We start from the raw sequence: 16,884 nt of genomic DNA, 5'->3' as shown, positions 1-16,884 counted from the left end.
CTACAAAAACTTGACGCGGTCTGGTTTCAAAAAAACATTGGCAAAACGCTTACGTAATGCTAACCTTCTCTATATACGAGAGCGCAGAGGTGGTAATCTTTGGAATTCATCGACGTCATGAAGATGGGCGGTCCCAGCATGTACGCCATCCTGGCAGTCTCTGTCGTCGGGCTTGCCGTGGTATTGGAGCGGATTTGGTTTTACGCCAAGTCTTGGACGAACCCGGAATTATTGGAACGCAAATTAGGAGAACTTCTGTACAATGGAGATGCTGAGGCAGCTGCTTCTTTGGTACGTGAAAAGGAGAGCTCCTTGCACCGTCTTTTTAGGGCAGCTATAGATCACTGGCTGGCGCCGCCAGAGGCATTGAAGATGTTGCTGGAGCAAGAGGTTCGCCATGAGCTTTACAGATGGGAAAAGGGATTAACCCTTCTTTCCACAGTGGCCAGAGTAACGCCTTTGTTGGGGCTTTTGGGCACCGTGCTGGGAATTGTCGACGTCTTCCGCTCCGTCGCCGAATCGGAGGGCCCGACCAACATGGCCCTGCTTGCCTCAGGCATATGGGAAGCCCTTCTGACAACCGTCGCGGGCCTTGCGGTAGCGATACCTGCCGTCTTGTGCTATTCCTGGTTTTCCTCCAAAATCGATACTCTCGAGGAGTCCCTTTGGAGGGGATCCGATTTCATTTTGCGGGAAAAGATGTTAAGAGGAAGGACAGAACATGATTGATGTCAAAAAAACTTCGCTTTTTTTGTTCTTCCTGTGTATCTTCTCAATACAGGCACTGGCTTCTCGTGCAGAGGTTGACGCAAAGGAAGTCTACAAAAGGATAGTCTCCCTCTCTCCCAGTATAACTGAGTCGCTTTATGCACTGGATTATTTCGATCGCGTGGTAGGGGTTACGGATTACGACACCTATCCCTCGGAGGTATCGTCCGTAAACAGCGTCGGAGGCAGCGTCGACCCTTCCCTCGAAAAGATCCTCTATCTCAAGCCGGACCTGGTCATAGGAGAGAGGAATTTTCACCACGATTTGCTGGAACACATCGAAAGCTTTGGAATAGATACCCTGGAACTCACATTACATCACAGACTGGATGACGTAAAAGAGGCATTTTTCGAGATAGCAAAAAAGGTAGGGAGGACCGATAGGGCCAAAGAAGTGTGGAAGGACATCGAAAGAGGGTTAGCGGGCAAAAGACGCCATGCGACAAAGAACTCGCAAAAAGAGGCATCGATGTTGGTGGTCGTGTGGCACGATCCTCTTATTGTCGCCGGTGGGTGGAGCTACATCGGAGACATCATGAAAGCTATAGGCATAAAAAATGCTGCCGAAAGCAAAGAATATTCCTTTCCCGCCATAAGCAGGGAGGAGCTTCTTTCCTACAATCCCGATGTAATATTTCTGGTCAAATCAAAAAAAGGAATGTCCACGACGGTTGAAGACTTCATAAAAACGATAGAAGGCCTCCCGATAAAGGCAAAGGAAGGGGGCGTGGTCTCCCTGGAAGCCGAGGTCCTCCTTCATCCTGGACCCAGAGTGCTTGAAAGCGCGGACATTCTTTTAAAAGCCCTGAAGCTGGGCCTCCGAGAGGGAGAGCTTAAATGAGATCGAAAAGGAGATCTTCCCCGGAAATAGAACTAACGCCTTTGGTGGACGTGGTGTTCCAATTGATAATCTTTTTCGTCCTGACGGCAGCCTTCGTCCAGGGAAGCATTACTGTATCGCTACCCGAGGGCACTGGTCAGCCGGTGTCTCAGACGCCCCTCGTTATAAACGTCGATCAAAATGGAGAAATCTTTGTCAACGACAAAAAGACAGAAATCCCGGAAGCGGTAGACCTTGCAAGAGAAGTGGTAAGTCAAGGCAGGCCGATCCTCCTTGCAGGGGACAAAAGGACGCCCTACGAAGCCATTGTCCGTGTATTGAACGCCCTCAAAGAAGGAGGAATCGAGGAAATATCCCTTGCGGTGGGAGGAGGCGACAAAGGGACCCCATGATGGGCAATATTGGGAAATGGATAGGGCCATTGACCTTAAGTTTTTTGATTCATTTGGCACTTTTCTGGCACCTGGAAATCCCAAAGACTCAAGCTCTGCCACAAAGGACGAATAGTGTCATTGCCGTCAGGCTTGCAAATGCGAACGAGGCCGAAAAGACCTCAAGAATTGCAGAGGATAAAGATCCTGGCCCGACAAAACCTTCGTTGCCTGACAAGCCCTCAGAGGCGAAGGACTACAAGGCAAAGGAAGACAAAGGGACTACAAAGCCAACAAAGGAACCTGCGTCCAAGAAGCCTTTGGCTGAAAAAGAAAAGAAGGCTCCGGCAAAGGAACGTGCTCCAGATGATATCGACGTAAAGGCCGCAGACTCGACGACATCGCATGCAGAGGTGGCAAAGCCCCTTCCAAGGGAAAGCAACGGCAGCAATTCTCAATCTTCGCCACTTCAAGAAGGCCTTAAAGGCCAACCCGAAATCCCTTCAACTCTTTCCGACAAGCCCCAACAACCTATTGCAGTAGCCAGCGAACTTGACATCCTTCGAAGCGTCAAACCCATCTACCCTCTTATATCCAGAAGACGAGGGGAAGAGGGAACTGTCATCGTATATGTGCGACTTTTTTCCGACGGCAAGGTAAAGGAAGCCAGGATACATCGTTCCAGCGGTTTTGATTTGCTCGATGAAAGCGCCCTAAAGGCCGTCAAACAGTGGATATTTAAATCTTCGGAAGAAAAAGAGGTTCTAGTGCCGGTCGTCTTCAAGTTAAATCCCTAAGTGCCGGACAAATCGATCAAACTGTTCCTCATTCATAGATTATTAAAATGGTTTTTAATTTAAATCAATAACCGCTAATTTTTTTCGATAAAAATTTCTTTTTATCGAAATGTAACAGCAAGATCAGGCAACATGAAGTATAATTAAAACAATCCATAAAATCCACATTAATAGAGGGAGGGTGATCTTATGTCAGAGGGAGAGAAAAAGAGGGGCTTTATGGGTTGGTATTTTGGATCGAATTTGCTCATTCGAATATTGCTGGGACTCATTCTCGGTATAGCGGCAGGATTGCTTCTTAAGGACAAGATACTTTGGGTGCAGCCTTTCGGGGATTTATTCATTAGACTTCTTAAAATGATAGTCGTTCCAGTAATACTCTTTAGCCTTATCGTCGGAACGGCGAGCATAAGCCCCTATCGCCTGGGCAGGGTAGGAATAAAAATAATCATCTATTATTTGTTAACCACAGTCTTTGCCGTTGTCATAGGCTTGATCTTTGCCAACTTGTTTAAACCGGGTCTGGGGTTAGATCTGGCGGGAGCCGAAGCGGGAGGATTTGAACTTAAAAGACCTTCCCTGGTGAATACTTTCTTGAACATAGTGCCGACAAATCCCGTCGAGGCCTTGTCCAAAGGAGATGTGTTGCCCATAATCTTTTTCGCACTGCTTTTTGGAATAGGCCTTTCCCTGTTACGGGAAAGCGAAAAGGAAGAGCTCAGAACATCGGCTAACATCGTATATAATTTCGCCAACGGAGCTGCAGAGGTAATGTACAAGATCGTAAGGGGGATAATGGAATACGCTCCCATCGGCGTGTTTGCTTTAGTAGCTGTGGTCCTGGCGAAGGAGGGCCCTAGGGTCATAGGACCCTTAGCGACGGCAGTGGGCGCTGAATATCTAGCTATTGTAGTCCACGTAGCGGTTGTTTACGGGCTAATACTCCGGTTTTTTGGATTGCGCCTCAGCAAGTTTCTGGCTCACGCAAAGGAAGCCATGATAACAGCCTTTGTAACGAGAAGCAGTAGCGGGACATTGCCGGTATCCATGGCCTGCGCTGAAAATATGGGCATATCCAAAGGCACCTACTCCTTTACGCTCCCCCTTGGAGCCACCATCAATATGGACGGTACGTCTATTTATCAGGGAGTTTGCGCTCTCTTTATAGCTTTTGCCGTTGGTCATCAATTGTCCCTTTCGGACCAGTTGATAGTAATAGTAACAGCCCTGCTTGCCTCCATAGGCACAGCCGGAGTGCCGGGTGCAGGTGCTATTATGCTGCTTTTGGTGTTAAATTCCGTGGGTTTGCCCGTAGAACCCGGAACGCCCGTAGCTGCTGCTTACGCAATGATATTGGGTGTTGACGCCATATTTGACATGGGAAGGACCTGTATTAACGTAACGGGAGACCTCGTTGGAACCAGCGTCGTCGCAAAAAGCGAAGGTGACCTGGATATATCTAAATGGTCTTAAGCTCAACAAGTAAGAGGGAGAAAAATCTCCCTCTTACTTGTTTGTTTATTGATGATCCGTAACTTCGTCTCCCTTCAAAGAAAGCCACTTGCCCCAATCGATCCCTACGGGACCGCTGCAGACGTATATCAGCATGTAAGCCAAAGGGGCCTTTTCCTTCAGCAATATCGAAAGGGTTATGAAACAACTGAGCAAAAAAAGGAGCCTAAGAACATTTATGTTATCCCTGCTCAACTGCTTCAGGCTTCCGTAGGGTATGTTCGAGATCATCAGGGCCCCGGTCCCCGTTGCTATTATTGCAGCCCCAAGGGAGGGCAAGATCACGCCCGAAATAACGAAGGAGGTCAAAAACAAACCCGCAGCAGGGATTGGAAGACCCTGAAAGCTTCCGCTTGTATGTACCACATTAAATCTGGCTAACCGCAGTGCCCCGCACAATACGAAAAAGGCAGTTCCAAGGGCACCCAGGATACCGCTTGATGCGTATAAATATGAGACATAAAAAATCAGGCCGGGCACAACTCCGAAGCTGACCACATCGGCCAAGCTGTCAAATTCCATCCCAAACGTGCTGTCTCCTCCCAACGACCTTGCCACCTTTCCGTCCATCAAATCGAAAAATGCAGCCATGAGGATCAACCAGGCGGCCGGCATCAGGTGATCATGAAACACCAAAATCAATGACATGATGCCACATAAAATATTTCCGCTCGTGATCATGTTAGGAAACAATTTGCGCAGGGATATGGGTTTTTTTAACATTCTCTTTCTATGAATTTTTCTGTCCAACGACATCACTCCCTTCATCCTCTAAAACCATGCCTATAACGCTGCTTCCGGCCTTGACTTTATCGCCAATCTTTACGATTGGCTTTACTGAAGGCGGAAGATAAACATCGACTTTTGAACCAAATTTTATCATGCCATAGGCTTGTCCCTTGGCCATGAATTGATCCACCTTTACTCTACACGCTATTCTCCTTGCCAGCAAGCCTGCAATCTGCACAAGCAAAACATTACCATATTTTGTCTCGAGACCGGTATATAACCTTTCGTTGATCTCCGAGGACTTGGGAGCAAAGGCCACCAAATGTTTACCCTTCCGATATTTCAAAAAGGATATCTTCCCTTCATAGGGAATGCGATTCACGTGCACGTCGGTCACCGTCATGAATATGCCTATCTTGGCAGAATTACCGACGAAGGGAATGTCAGTGCTTTCAACCTCTACGACCTTCCCATCCGCTGGACTTACAAAGGCTAGGGGGTCACTTGGAACGTCGACATGGGGCTCCCTGTAAAACCACGCCAAAAATAACGCACACAACCCCATAATACCCCCCAAGACAGGAGATATAAGCCAAGCGCCGCAGGCCATAAAAACAGCTGCTGCGATCGGGACTGTCCCCTCTGGAGCTATTTTCATGCTAGACTTCCTCCATGGCATCGTCTCGAACTATCGTAATATCTGCCACGCTATCGCCTTGGTCAAGCCTTACCAAAATGCTTCCCGTCGCCGTTCGGGAAAGCACAGGAACATTCTTAACCGCTATCCGCGTCACACGCCCTTTACTGGTAACTATCATGACCTCATCATCTTCAGTCACGCTCCAGGCGCCTACAAGCGATCCCGTGCGGTTCGACAGCCGCATAGCTCTCACCCCCGAGCCGCCTCGGTGATGCAGAGGAAATTCGTCGAAGGAAGTGCGCTTGCCAACGCCATTTTCGCTAATAAACAATATCGCCATTCCTTCCTGCAGGGGTTCGCATCCAACCAATACATCGCTTTCCAACAGCCGTATGGCGCGCACGCCCCTGGCCTGTCGGCCCATTGGACGAAATTCCTGCTCGCTCGTCCTCAGTGCCTGGCCCTTGGCAGAAACGAACAAAAGCTCGTCTTCGCCGGATGTAAACCGTACTCTGGCTATAAAATCTCCGTCGTCCAAGGTAATGACCCGCCGGCCAGCACGTGTTAGGTTGGCCAATTCCCTAACATCGAGCCTCTTGGCAATTCCCCTCTCGGTCGCAAAGAATACGAACCTGGCTCCGTGCATTGTATCCTCTTTTATTGCCACAACGCGCTCATTTTCCTCCAGGGTAAAAAAGGAGCTCACATGTTTGCCTTTCCCGTTTTTCGGTTCGGGGAGCAAATATCCCTTTATGGCAAAGACACGCCCCTTGCTCGTGAAAAGGAATATGTCATGATGAGTTGTAGTAGCAGCGAACATCTCCACTTCATCATCTTTTTGTTTTAACCCTTTGATGCCTTTGCCGCCCCGTCCCTGCAGATGATAGTCTCCTAAAGAGGCGCGCCTTAAATAACCGTCCTTGCTCAAAACTACGACTATATCCTCCTCAGGTATAAGTTCGTCATCTGCCACTTCGACCAATTCATCTACAATTTCGGTCTTCCTGGCATCGCCGTATTGTCTCTTGAGCTCCGTCAGCTCCTCTTTGACTACAGAATCCAACACGCTGGGATTTTCAAGGATGGAGTGGTACATCTCTATATCCTTAAGAAGAAGTCTCAACTCTTCTTCTAATTTGCTCCGTTCCAGATTGGTAAGACGCTGCAATCTCATGTCGAGTATTGCCTGTGCCTGTAATTCCGTGAAGCCAAAATTATCCATAAGCCCTACCCTTGCTTCCTGAGCATCCTTGGATCTTTTGATAAGAGCAATAATCTCGTCTATCATATCCAGGGCCTTTACCAGTCCCTCCACTATATGGGCCCTTTCCTCCGCCTTCCTGAGGCGATAATTTGTTCTGCGACGAACGACATCTCTCCTGTGATCCAGAAATATTTTGAGAAGTTCTATTAATCCGAGTTCCCTCGGCACCCCGTCCACAAGGGCCAGGTTAATGACGCCAAAGGTGGTTTGAAGAGGCGTTCTGCTGAAAAGCTGCTTCAAAACCAGATGGGGATCTGCATCTCTTTGAAGCTCTATGACGACCCTTATTCCGTCTCTGTCCGATTCGTCTCTTAGGTCAGCTATCCCGGTCAGATGGCCCTCCTGTACGCCCCTTGCTATTATTTCGATCAGCGTTACTTTGTTGACCATATATGGGATCTCTGTCACTATAAGGCTCGTCTTTCCGCGCTTCATCTGCTCGATGGAGACTCTTCCGCGCAAGACGATCTTGCCCCTTCCCGTCCTGTAAGCGTTTATGATGCCTTCCCTTCCGGTTATCGTTCCTCCCGTCGGGAAATCAGGCCCCGGCATGACTTCAATTATGTCTCCGAGCTCGACATCCTCTCCTCTGTCTATCAAAAGGCAGAGAGCATCCACCACTTCCGATAAATTATGGGGAGGGATGTTTGTAGCCATGCCTACGGCAATTCCCGAGCTGCCATTGACCAGAAGATTTGGAAGCAGCGACGGCAAGACGAGCGGTTCCTGCAAGGTTTCGTCGAAGTTCGGGCCCCAGTCTACCGTGTCTTCGTTTATGTCTCTCAGCATCTCTTCGCCCAGCGGAGAAAGCCTGGCTTCAGTATAACGCATAGCCGCGGGGGGATCGCCATCTATCGAACCGAAGTTGCCCTGGCCGTCCACCAGTGGATAGCGCATGGAAAAGTCTTGGGCCATTCTGACCATGGCATCGTATATGGCCGCGTCTCCATGGGGATGATATTTTCCCATGGTCTCTCCGACGATCCTGGCCGATTTTCTGTAGGGTTGGTTTGACCTCAAGCCCAATTCCATCATCGCGTAAAGTATCCTTCGCTGCACGGGTTTCAGGCCATCCTTCGCATCGGGCAAAGCCCGGCCCACGATTACACTCATGGCATAATCGAGATAACTCAGCTTTATTTCTTCTTCTATCGGTAATCTAAGCACTTTACCTATATTGCTGCTTTCTGCCATTTCGATACCTCCAACGAAAAGATGGGACTGTCAACAACAAAGAAGCGACGGCGTAGCTAAAAGTCCGTCGCTTATGAATCATATTTTAACATATTTTTACCTTTTTTACCTCGAGGGATGGTATTTTACCATTTGTTGTGATGAACCCTTTGGTTGTCGTAACCGCTATGGGGTTCCTTGCTTTCTGCAGGATATCCTATGGCAGCTATGCATAACACGTTGATATGTTGGGGTATCCCCAAAACCTTCCTTATAGCTTCGGGACGACCAGGGGAGTTATTGACGCCTAGCCACACTGATCCAAGCCCCAATGCCTGCGATGCCAGCAGGATGTTTTGCATAGCAGCTGAACAATCCTCTTCCCAATACCGTTTTGCAAAATCGCTGATGGAAGGATCGCCACAGACGACGACGGCAAATCCCGCTTCATGAAGCATCTTTCCGTAAGGATGAGCCTCGGCCAATGCATCGAGCAACGATCTTTCGTCCACGACGACAAAATGCCAGGGCCTCGTACCTCCCGCCGTAGGGGCTGCCTGTGCGCATTCCAAAATTATCTCCAATTTTTCCGGTTCAACCTTTCTATCCTTTTGAAACTTCCTTACGCTCCTTCTGTCCAATATTACCTTTATAGCGCGATCCTCTCGCAAAGACATCGTAAACACCTCCCAAACAAAATTTTGTCGATCCTCGAATGAGCTACAACAGATGATAATTATACTGCACTTTTTAAGGATCAACTTTCAAGGCAAAGTAACAGCCTCAGTATTTAATTGCATTGGTCTTTTCCGATATCGCCTCGAAACAAGATCGCAGAAAAGGCGCAAATTCCGGAAGCAAAGGAACGGTATCGCCTTTCAAGTTAGAAGCGGCAATCCTCTTGTCTCGAGGAAAAAACGCTGCGGCTTCTACCCCTATGGACTCAAGTGATGCCTTGACGTTTTCAATTACATCATCATCGGCCATATTGACAACCGCCACCATCGGGCGATCCACTTCCTTTGCCAAATCGCTCATAAACTTGACCATTTCCAATGATTCGTGGGAGGGCTCAAGAACTACAAGAAAAATATCGGCGCTTCGCCAGATGCCGCGCCCAATATGCTCTATGCCTGCCTCGCAGTCCACCAAAATCCACCATCCGGGAGCATGCAGCCTCGCAAGAAACCCCTTCTCCAGCGCTCCCATGGGACAGGCGCATCCCTCGTCGGGTTGGCGAATTTTGCCTATGGCCAAAAAGGCGTAATCGTCCCTCCTGCTAACGCAGGTTCGCGGCAAATCGTCAACGTGGATCTTGGCATCCTCGTCGAACCCACCCTTTTTGTTGTCGAAGACGACTTTTTTTACGGCAACCCTTCCTCCCAGATCGTCCATCAACGTGCTCTTGGGAGCACTGAGCCCAAGCATCCTATAGAGGCTGCGGTTGCTTTCGTCGGCATCTATTACCAACACTCGCATCCCTTCCGAGGCCAAAAATTTGGCAAACATTGCGGTTATCGTGCTCTTCCCGCTCCCACCGCGACCGCATATAAAAACCTTCGTCATGATTGAAGTGACACCCCCGTTTCTCTTTTATCTCCGGGCTCGATCGAATTTTCTTTAAATTTCGGCCATGGGCGGAACTTCACTGAATATCTTCTTCTCTAATTCCCTGCCCTTCGGCGTTGCCGCCAACCCTCCCTTAGATGTCTCCCTTAAGCTTTCCGGCAAGGCCCTCCCAACTCTCCGCATTGCATCGATGACCTCGTCGGGGGGGATTACGGACCTGATCCCGGCCAAGGCCATGTCGGCACAAAGTGATGCCAGGGAGACCAAAGTGCCGTTTCTTTTTATACAAGGCACCTCCACCAACCCCGCCACGGGATCGCACACCAAACCCATCAAGGATTTTATCGTCAAAACTGCAGCATGGGCCGAGGCCTCAGGACTTCCTCCCTCAAGATAAACCAAAGCTGCCGATCCCATGGCTGCAGCAGCGCCGCACTCGGCCTGACAGCCGCCCTCCGCCCCCGCCAGGGTGGCTCTCTTCTGAATGACCTCGCCAACACCGCCTGCAACGATCAGGGCTTTTACCAGCATATCTCTGGAAGGCCCATACAAATCCCGATAGGCAAATAACAAGCCAGGCAATATACCGCAGCTTCCGGCAGTAGGAGCGGCCACTATGCGCCCCATATTCGCGTTGTACTGAGACACGGAAAGCGCTATGTGAGAGGCCTTGGCTATGAATTTGCCTGAAAGGGGAACATCCCTTTGAGCAATGTACCGCTCAAACCTGCGTGCCTCATCTTCCATCATACGTCCTTTGAAATCCGCATTAATCGCTGAATTTACCGATTGTTCCATAGCATCGAGCATGTACGACATATTTGTGTATATGAGATCCTCGCTCTTTCCGCTTTCACGACTTTCCAGTTCCACTACGGCTTCGTGGAATTCAAGGTCGACTTCACAAAGTTTCAGTATCTCTTCGAAAGACCTCATCTGACATCACTCTCCGGAGAGGGGATAAAGATCACGCGCATCAAGGCCGAATGGGAATTTAAGATCTCATCTTTCGTGCTCTCTTTCAATTCGCCGTCAATTTCTATTACCATTGCAGCCCTGCCTCCGCGCCCCTGTCGATGCAACCGCATTGTAGCTATGTTAAGGCCTTTTTTTGCCATTACGCCTGCAACGGCAGCAACTACTCCCGGCTGATCTCTATGAAAGGTTATTATAGCAGCCAAATCTCCACTTAAGGAGATGGAAAAGCCATCTATCTCCTGAAGCTCTATCACGCCACCGCCCAGGGAAGCTCCCACCAATTCCATTGCCTTGTCTTCTTTATATATGACGAACCTTACAGAATTGGGATGGGCTCCATCGATGGATTCGGCAAAAAAGCGATATTCCAATCCCCTCTGTCGGGCGATCTCAAGGGCATCTCTTATCCTTTCGTCATCGGGCATAAATCCGAGAAGCCCGCCGATCAGCGCTTTATCCGTGCCGTGTCCCCAATATGTGGAGGCAAAACTGCCTCTTAAAAATATGTCGACTTTATTGACCTCTTCGTTCCATGCTCTTCTGGCAAGCCTGCCCAACTTGGCCGCACCCGCCGTATGGCTCGAAGAAGGCCCAACCATCACAGGTCCTATTATGTCCAACAATGCCATATTCTTCACCTTCCGCTTAAAGACTGTTCAACCCTTATTCCGTATTGTGAATTTTATCATAAAAATTAAAGAGCTAAAACCCTACCGGACCGACAACTACATCGAAGGCAAAGGACCGCATCAGGGCGGTCCTTTGCTAAACTTCAATATTTCCTGCCGTTAAGGAAAAATTCCATTAAAAGAATTAAAAGAGATGTTCAAAGGTCAAATAGACCCTTCTTTCTGGGCCGATGTATCCTGAAGTGTCAATAATGTACTCTTCATCGAATATATTGTAAGCAGCCAGAGTTATTTTATAGTCTTCCATATCGTAAGCCAAAATAGCATCGACAGTAACGAAATCATCATCGGCTCTACCATTGTCATTAAGATTGTCTTTCTCACGTTTTCCGTAATAGTGGGCGCTCAAGCTACCAAACCAGGGGCCGTTGTCGTAATTAAGCTCGCTGTAAAGCTCCAGTTGCGGTGTGCCGCCCTTTTGCCATGGATCTCCCGGATTTGCCTTTTCCTCCGGCTTTTGCCAGGTCATTCCGTTAATCCAACTCAGACTAGAGGTAAGCGCTTTTTCAAACTGTCCCTCAATACCCAAGGAGCGAAATTCGGCCAAATTAATAAATCTTCCCTTACTGCCAATTTGGTCCCACTTAAATTTGTTATCCAATGTCATGTAAAACAAACCTACGTTCCATTTGTTATTTGGATCTTTAACTCCCAAATCATAAGTATATCCTTTTTCCGGAAGCAGATTAGGATTTGGTTCATACCAAGCCCCTTTTAAATACAATTGATACAAGCTTGGCATGGCAAAAAACTTGCCCGCCGTTAAATACCACAGCTTTCCGCTGTCATCCTGCCTATAAAATGATATCTTCGGCGTAAATTCAGACTTGTCTTTTCCATCATCAACATCCCAATTTTCATATCTCAAACCTATATCCATAAATATGTCGCCCAACAAAAACGAAAATTGAGCGAAGGGAGCAATGTTATGCCGTTCGGCCTTGAAAGAATTATCGTAAATTACTAAATCATCAACCGACAGATCTTCAAAGCGATAGGCAACTCCCCAGGCAAGCGGGATATCTCCCATTGAAGTCCTTTGAGTAAACTCCAAACCCCAAATATTTCCGTCATAATTATTACTCTCATAACTTCCTTTATATTTTTTGTCAATTAAATGAGCATAAGCTATTACTTCGTTTTTTAGATCGCCATATTTTAGATAAAATCTCTTATAATCGTCCTCTTGTTTATCTATCATAGGGTTACCAGTATCCCACTTTGAATCATAGGAACCGAAATCTGCACCAAAACGCCAGCTGCCTTTAGAAAGATTTATGCTCGCCGAATCTTCGTCGTAATCCAGTGCTTTTAGTATTTTTTCCCCCATAATTTGGATGGGCACTTCGCCTTCTTCTCTGTGAGTGTAACGAATCCCGATATCAAAGATGTCTCCTTTAATCCCTGCCGAAGCTGAATATCTGCGCCAGTCGTTGCTGCCGCCTTCGGCTATGATTGACGTCTTGTACTTATCGGGCGTCTTAGTGATGATGTTAATTACACCCGCTGCAGCCATTGAACCGTAAAGCGCAGATCCGGCACCTTTTACAACTTCGATTCGTTCGACCGATTCCAAGGGAATGGACCTTAAATCAGCGGTGAACATATTGTCGTAATTTACCGGCATAAAGGGAACCCCATCCACTAAGACCAAGACCTCGAGGTCTAGACCTCGCATCTTTATCCTATCGTTTTGTGTCCATGAATTCTTCCTCAAAGTAGATATGCCGGGAATTTTATCTAAAACTTCGCTCAAAGTCTTTGCTCCGCTTCTTTCGATCTCCTCTGCAGTGATCACATATGTTGCCTGCGGAACCTCATCTAGCGACTCTGCCAACCTGCTTCCCGTAACAAGCTCCGGTGCAACTGTCACGGGTCCTTCCTGGGCCAAAACCTCCCCGCCTAAAAAAGACGACAGATAAAGAAAGCTTAAAAACATGATGACCTTTGAAAAACTCAATGACAACTTCATAGACCTTCCCCTCCAATCAACATATTAGTTATATAAAGCAAAAAGGGCAACCTGCTACGAAAGACAGGTTACCCCTTTTCCCTGCCAGATCACGCCACCGCATGATGCAAGCATCTCATCGTCTTCGGCCGGTCTTCTGGCTTCCCTTCCTCCTACTGTCGCGCCTTCCCACCAAAAGGCAGTGGCAATATGCGATTTCGTCAGGGTTACAGCGGCGGGGCCGCACCGGATTTTCACCGGTTTCCCGTCACCGAAACGATCGTGTTGTTCTTTTTTCGCCTGCTATCTTACCCCTTGCCCTTATAAAAATCAACAGGGGCCCGGTTTTCGTTGCTGGTGCAGGCAAACAACATATTTCCGATTATATGTAGCTTATATGTAGCTTCTCTCCTTCAAGAAGATCCTGGCCACCTCGGCAGCGTCCCTGCCCTCACCGTCTACCATGTAATTCAACTGCTGCATGTCCTCGTCGGTTATCGAATTGGCAAGCCTATTAAAGACATCTCCTATCTGCGGATATCGCTTTAAAACCTCTCCGTTGACAAGGGGTGCAGCAAAATAGGGCGGAAAGAAATTTTTATCATCTTTCAATATCTTTAGCTTATGGGCCACAAGCAACCCATCGGTAGCAAAGGCGCTTATGACCTGAACCAGATCGTTGTCTATTGCCGAGTACATGAGACCCGGGTCCATGGCCTTTACTTCTTTGAAGGAATATCCGTAGGCCTTTTTAAATCCCGGGTATCCGTCGGAGCGTTCGGCGAACTCCATGGTACACCCGAATACGAGCCTATCGGCCAATTTGCCGAGGTCGGAGAAAGTTTCAATACCATTTTCCTTGGCGAACTCCTCCTTCACTGCCAAGGTATAGGTATTGTTGAATCCCCACGGTTCCAGCCATATCAAGTTCCATCTGTCCTCAAATTCTTTCTTTACGATCTCATACACTTCCTGAGGATCGGTCTTCGATTCCATCTGGAGTATATTGACCAATCCGGTCCCCGTGTATTCCACGTAAATATCTATACCGTTATTAGCGCTGCCCCTCTTCAAGGCCTCAAAGCAGACGTTGGTTCCCCCTAAATGCAGCTTCCTTTCGACTTTCAAATCGGTATGCGCCTCGATCAATTCAGCGACCATGTGCCCCACTACCATTTGCTCGGTATAATTTTTGGAACCAACTACAACCTTCCCTGCTGACTCGCCGGCTCCATAGCTTGTGCTGCTAAAACAAAAAACTTGCGCTATCGCAAAAAGGACCACAAAAATTGCAAGGGACAACTTTCTCATATGTATCTCCTCCTTTACTTTTTTGCTTTTCTCCTAATTCCCTTAGGCGTTACTAATTTTTCTAAAATATTTAACAAAAAATCTATAACCAAAGTTAAAACCATCGCCGGAACTGCGCCGGCAATGATCATCCTGTTGTTGACCATCGAAATTCCTCGATAGATCAGCTGACCCAATCCTCCAGCCCCGATCAAAGCGGCTATCGTCGTAAGTCCTACCGCAGTGACGGCCGATATTCTAATGCCTGCCATTATCACAGGCAAGGCCAACGGAAGCTGCACCATCTTCATCAGTTGCCAGTTCGTCATTCCCATGCCCCTGCCGGCTTCCAGAATGGCCCTATCCACATTTGTCAATCCCGTGTAGGTGTTCTTTATTATAGGAAGGAGCGAATACAAGAAGATCATCACTATGGACGGCTTGGATCCTATCCCAAGTATGGGAATTAAAAAACCCAACAGCGCCAAACTCGGCAAAGCCTGCACAGCATTGGCAATCCCGACGACTATGCCCGCAGCTTTCTCAAACCTCGTTATCGTTATACCCAGCGGAACGGCGACTAAAACGGCGAAAAAGACCGCGATGAACGTCAGATATAGATGTTGGGTCGTCAATTCTAGAATTTGATCCTGTCTTTCAAGCATGAAACTGATATATTGACTGAAAATACTCATTCCCATCACGCCTTTTAAAAATATCTTTCGCTAAATATGTTTATCAACGAACTTCTCGTTATTAAACCTACCAAAATGCCATTATCATCCGTTACCGGGACAAAACCTATATTTTTTTCGGCCATAAGCTTAATTAAATATGATAAAGATTCATTTGGACGAACAGAAATTACATCTTTGGTATATATTTCATCTAAATACTTCTTCTCGCCAAAATGTTCCCTAATATCTCCAGCAGTAACGATACCCAGAAGTTTGTCGCTTTCATCTACAACCAATATGCTGTTTACCGCATGGCTTTTCATTATCTCCACTGCCTGGGCAAGCGTCCTCCTGGGATGGGCCTTCACGGGATCTTTTACCATGACGTCTTCGGCGGTCATGAGATCAGGAGCGCGCATCAATCTCTTTTTACCTATGAACTCTTCGACAAATCCGTGAGCCGGATTTTTCAACAAGACCTCCGGAGCATCGAATTGTAAAACTATGCCATCTCTCATTATGCATATCCGATCCCCTAATTTAAGAGCTTCGTCAATGTCATGTGTGACGAATACAATGGTTTTTTGAAGCTCCTGTTGCAGGTTGAACAGTTCCTCCTGCAACTGTTCCCTGGTAATCGGGTCCAAGGCGCTAAAAGGCTCGTCCATTAGGATGATTTCAGGATCAGAAGCCAAAGCCCTCGCTACGCCAACGCGCTGTTGCTGCCCTCCCGAGAGTTCGCTGGGGTATCTGTTCATATAGTCCCTGGGGGGCAATCCCACAAGCTCTAGCAGCTCTTCCACTCTTTTCATTCTTTTGTCCTTTGGCCATTTCTTCAAATAGGGCACCAACCCGACGTTTTCGGCAACGGTCATGTGCGGAAAGAGTCCTATCTGCTGTATCACATATCCGATATTCCTTCTCAGCTCGATGGGATTCAGCTTTCCTATGTCCTCTCCGTTTATAAAAATTTTTCCGCTTGTGGGTTCTATCAGCCTGTTTATCATCTTCAACGTAGTAGTCTTGCCGCAGCCGCTTGGGCCTATAAGAATGGTTATCTCGCCCTTGCGCATTTCAAGGTCGATTTCCTTTAAAACTTCCGTATCCCCATACTTTTTGGTGACCTTCTCGAATTTAATCAAATCGATATCACGCTCCCGAAATGACAAAGCACAAGTTCAGGCACAGAAGTGCCTATTAAACAAGATTTTAATTTCGAAACTTAAACTCTCTTCCCAATAAATTTCAATTAAACAGATATGCCTTGCGCAGTGATTTGTCTAGTAAAGGAGGCGTCTTCCGACTTTCACATCGGTTTAAATATATACGTAAAAAGGACTCTTTGTCAAAGATATCGGGGTTTGGACCGCGTTGACCTTTTCATGTCAAAATGAGATAATTAACGCTGAATAAATATTTTTTCAATTTAGAGGAGGGAACCATTTATGAGGAAGGTTTGGGGTCTACTGGTTGTTGCGATGGCAGTGTTACTACTAGGGGCAGGCCTTGCTTTTGCGGAAGCTCCGTACCACATCGGCATCGTGACAGGAACGGTTTCTCAGTCCGAAGATGACCTAAGGGGAGCTGAGCGTTTAATCGAGGAATATGGCGATGTAGCCAGCGGAGGTATCATTC

Annotated in this window: 17 protein-coding genes and 1 riboswitch; of the genes, 6 read left to right on the top strand and 11 right to left on the bottom strand. The window is 47.5% G+C overall.

Annotation, left to right across the window (positions count from 1 at the left end; translation table 11 throughout):
* Positions 1–99: 99 nt before the first annotated feature.
* From B3N34_RS08685 to B3N34_RS08665, 5 genes are all read left to right on the top strand, one after another.
* On the top strand, positions 100–729 hold the full coding sequence (locus B3N34_RS08685; RefSeq protein WP_349679708.1) for a MotA/TolQ/ExbB proton channel family protein: 630 nt from the start codon (positions 100–102) through the stop codon (positions 727–729).
* Positions 722–1,609, top strand: a complete 888-nt coding sequence (locus tag B3N34_RS08680; RefSeq protein WP_286976948.1) for an ABC transporter substrate-binding protein — start codon at positions 722–724, stop codon at positions 1,607–1,609. Before B3N34_RS08685 ends, B3N34_RS08680 begins: the two co-directional genes overlap by 8 nt.
* The gene (locus tag B3N34_RS08675) at positions 1,606–2,001 is read left to right on the top strand and encodes an ExbD/TolR family protein (protein WP_286976945.1); all 396 of its coding nucleotides are present in this window, start codon (positions 1,606–1,608) and stop codon (positions 1,999–2,001) included. Before B3N34_RS08680 ends, B3N34_RS08675 begins: the two co-directional genes overlap by 4 nt.
* Positions 2,001–2,777 (top strand): energy transducer TonB, encoded by a 777-nt coding sequence (locus B3N34_RS08670; protein ID WP_286976942.1) that lies wholly within the window; start codon positions 2,001–2,003, stop codon positions 2,775–2,777. The genes B3N34_RS08675 and B3N34_RS08670 overlap by 1 nt, the downstream gene beginning before the upstream one ends.
* A 189-nt stretch (positions 2,778–2,966) precedes the next feature.
* On the top strand, positions 2,967–4,250 hold the full coding sequence (locus tag B3N34_RS08665; RefSeq protein WP_286976940.1) for a dicarboxylate/amino acid:cation symporter: 1,284 nt from the start codon (positions 2,967–2,969) through the stop codon (positions 4,248–4,250).
* A 45-nt stretch (positions 4,251–4,295) separates the two neighbouring features.
* Here B3N34_RS08665 and pssA read toward each other — a convergent pair whose 3' ends face one another.
* The 11 genes from pssA to B3N34_RS08610 all read right to left on the bottom strand — a co-directional run bounded on the left by pssA (position 4,296) and on the right by B3N34_RS08610 (position 16,391).
* The gene (gene pssA, locus B3N34_RS08660; RefSeq protein ID WP_286976938.1) at positions 4,296–5,045 is read right to left on the bottom strand and encodes a CDP-diacylglycerol--serine O-phosphatidyltransferase; all 750 of its coding nucleotides are present in this window, start codon (positions 5,043–5,045) and stop codon (positions 4,296–4,298) included.
* The gene (locus B3N34_RS08655) at positions 5,020–5,676 is read right to left on the bottom strand and encodes a phosphatidylserine decarboxylase (RefSeq protein WP_286976937.1); all 657 of its coding nucleotides are present in this window, start codon (positions 5,674–5,676) and stop codon (positions 5,020–5,022) included. The genes pssA and B3N34_RS08655 overlap by 26 nt, the downstream gene beginning before the upstream one ends.
* 1 nt (position 5,677) lies before the next feature.
* Positions 5,678–8,116: a DNA gyrase subunit A gene (gene gyrA, locus B3N34_RS08650; RefSeq protein WP_286976934.1), complete on the bottom strand. Its 2,439-nt coding sequence runs from the start codon at positions 8,114–8,116 to the stop codon at positions 5,678–5,680.
* Positions 8,117–8,241: 125 nt separating this feature from the next.
* Positions 8,242–8,772, bottom strand: coding sequence for a nitroreductase family protein (locus B3N34_RS08645; RefSeq protein ID WP_286976932.1), 531 nt, complete (start codon positions 8,770–8,772; stop codon positions 8,242–8,244).
* A 106-nt stretch (positions 8,773–8,878) separates the two neighbouring features.
* Positions 8,879–9,661: a P-loop NTPase gene (locus B3N34_RS08640; protein WP_286976930.1), complete on the bottom strand. Its 783-nt coding sequence runs from the start codon at positions 9,659–9,661 to the stop codon at positions 8,879–8,881.
* 54 nt (positions 9,662–9,715) lie between these two features.
* On the bottom strand, positions 9,716–10,600 hold the full coding sequence (gene sdaAA / locus B3N34_RS08635; RefSeq protein WP_286976927.1) for an L-serine ammonia-lyase, iron-sulfur-dependent, subunit alpha: 885 nt from the start codon (positions 10,598–10,600) through the stop codon (positions 9,716–9,718).
* On the bottom strand, positions 10,597–11,271 hold the full coding sequence (sdaAB, locus tag B3N34_RS08630; protein WP_286976924.1) for an L-serine ammonia-lyase, iron-sulfur-dependent subunit beta: 675 nt from the start codon (positions 11,269–11,271) through the stop codon (positions 10,597–10,599). The genes sdaAA and sdaAB overlap by 4 nt, the downstream gene beginning before the upstream one ends.
* A gap of 184 nt (positions 11,272–11,455) precedes the next feature.
* Positions 11,456–13,303 (bottom strand): TonB-dependent receptor plug domain-containing protein, encoded by a 1,848-nt coding sequence (locus B3N34_RS08625; protein ID WP_286976922.1) that lies wholly within the window; start codon positions 13,301–13,303, stop codon positions 11,456–11,458.
* A 109-nt stretch (positions 13,304–13,412) separates the two neighbouring features.
* Positions 13,413–13,573, bottom strand: a riboswitch (cobalamin riboswitch).
* Positions 13,574–13,675: 102 nt separating this feature from the next.
* Entirely contained in the window at positions 13,676–14,593 is a 918-nt protein-coding gene (locus B3N34_RS08620; RefSeq protein ID WP_286976920.1) for a glycine betaine ABC transporter substrate-binding protein, read from the bottom strand.
* 14 nt (positions 14,594–14,607) lie between these two features.
* The gene (locus tag B3N34_RS08615) at positions 14,608–15,267 is read right to left on the bottom strand and encodes an ABC transporter permease (RefSeq protein WP_273702211.1); all 660 of its coding nucleotides are present in this window, start codon (positions 15,265–15,267) and stop codon (positions 14,608–14,610) included.
* A gap of 14 nt (positions 15,268–15,281) precedes the next feature.
* Positions 15,282–16,391, bottom strand: a complete 1,110-nt coding sequence (locus B3N34_RS08610; RefSeq protein ID WP_286976916.1) for an ABC transporter ATP-binding protein — start codon at positions 16,389–16,391, stop codon at positions 15,282–15,284.
* Positions 16,392–16,694: 303 nt separating this feature from the next.
* On the opposite strand from B3N34_RS08610, the gene B3N34_RS08605 reads away from it, so the two are divergent.
* Positions 16,695–16,884: DUF3798 domain-containing protein (locus B3N34_RS08605; RefSeq protein ID WP_286976912.1), on the top strand; the 190-nt coding region annotated here is incomplete at its 3' end.

This window comes from Acetomicrobium sp. UBA5826 (genome assembly GCF_002433005.1).
Classification (GTDB): domain Bacteria; phylum Synergistota; class Synergistia; order Synergistales; family Acetomicrobiaceae; genus Acetomicrobium.
The sequence above is the reverse complement of the archived record's forward strand: the minus strand, read 5'-3'. Positions and strand labels throughout refer to the sequence as shown.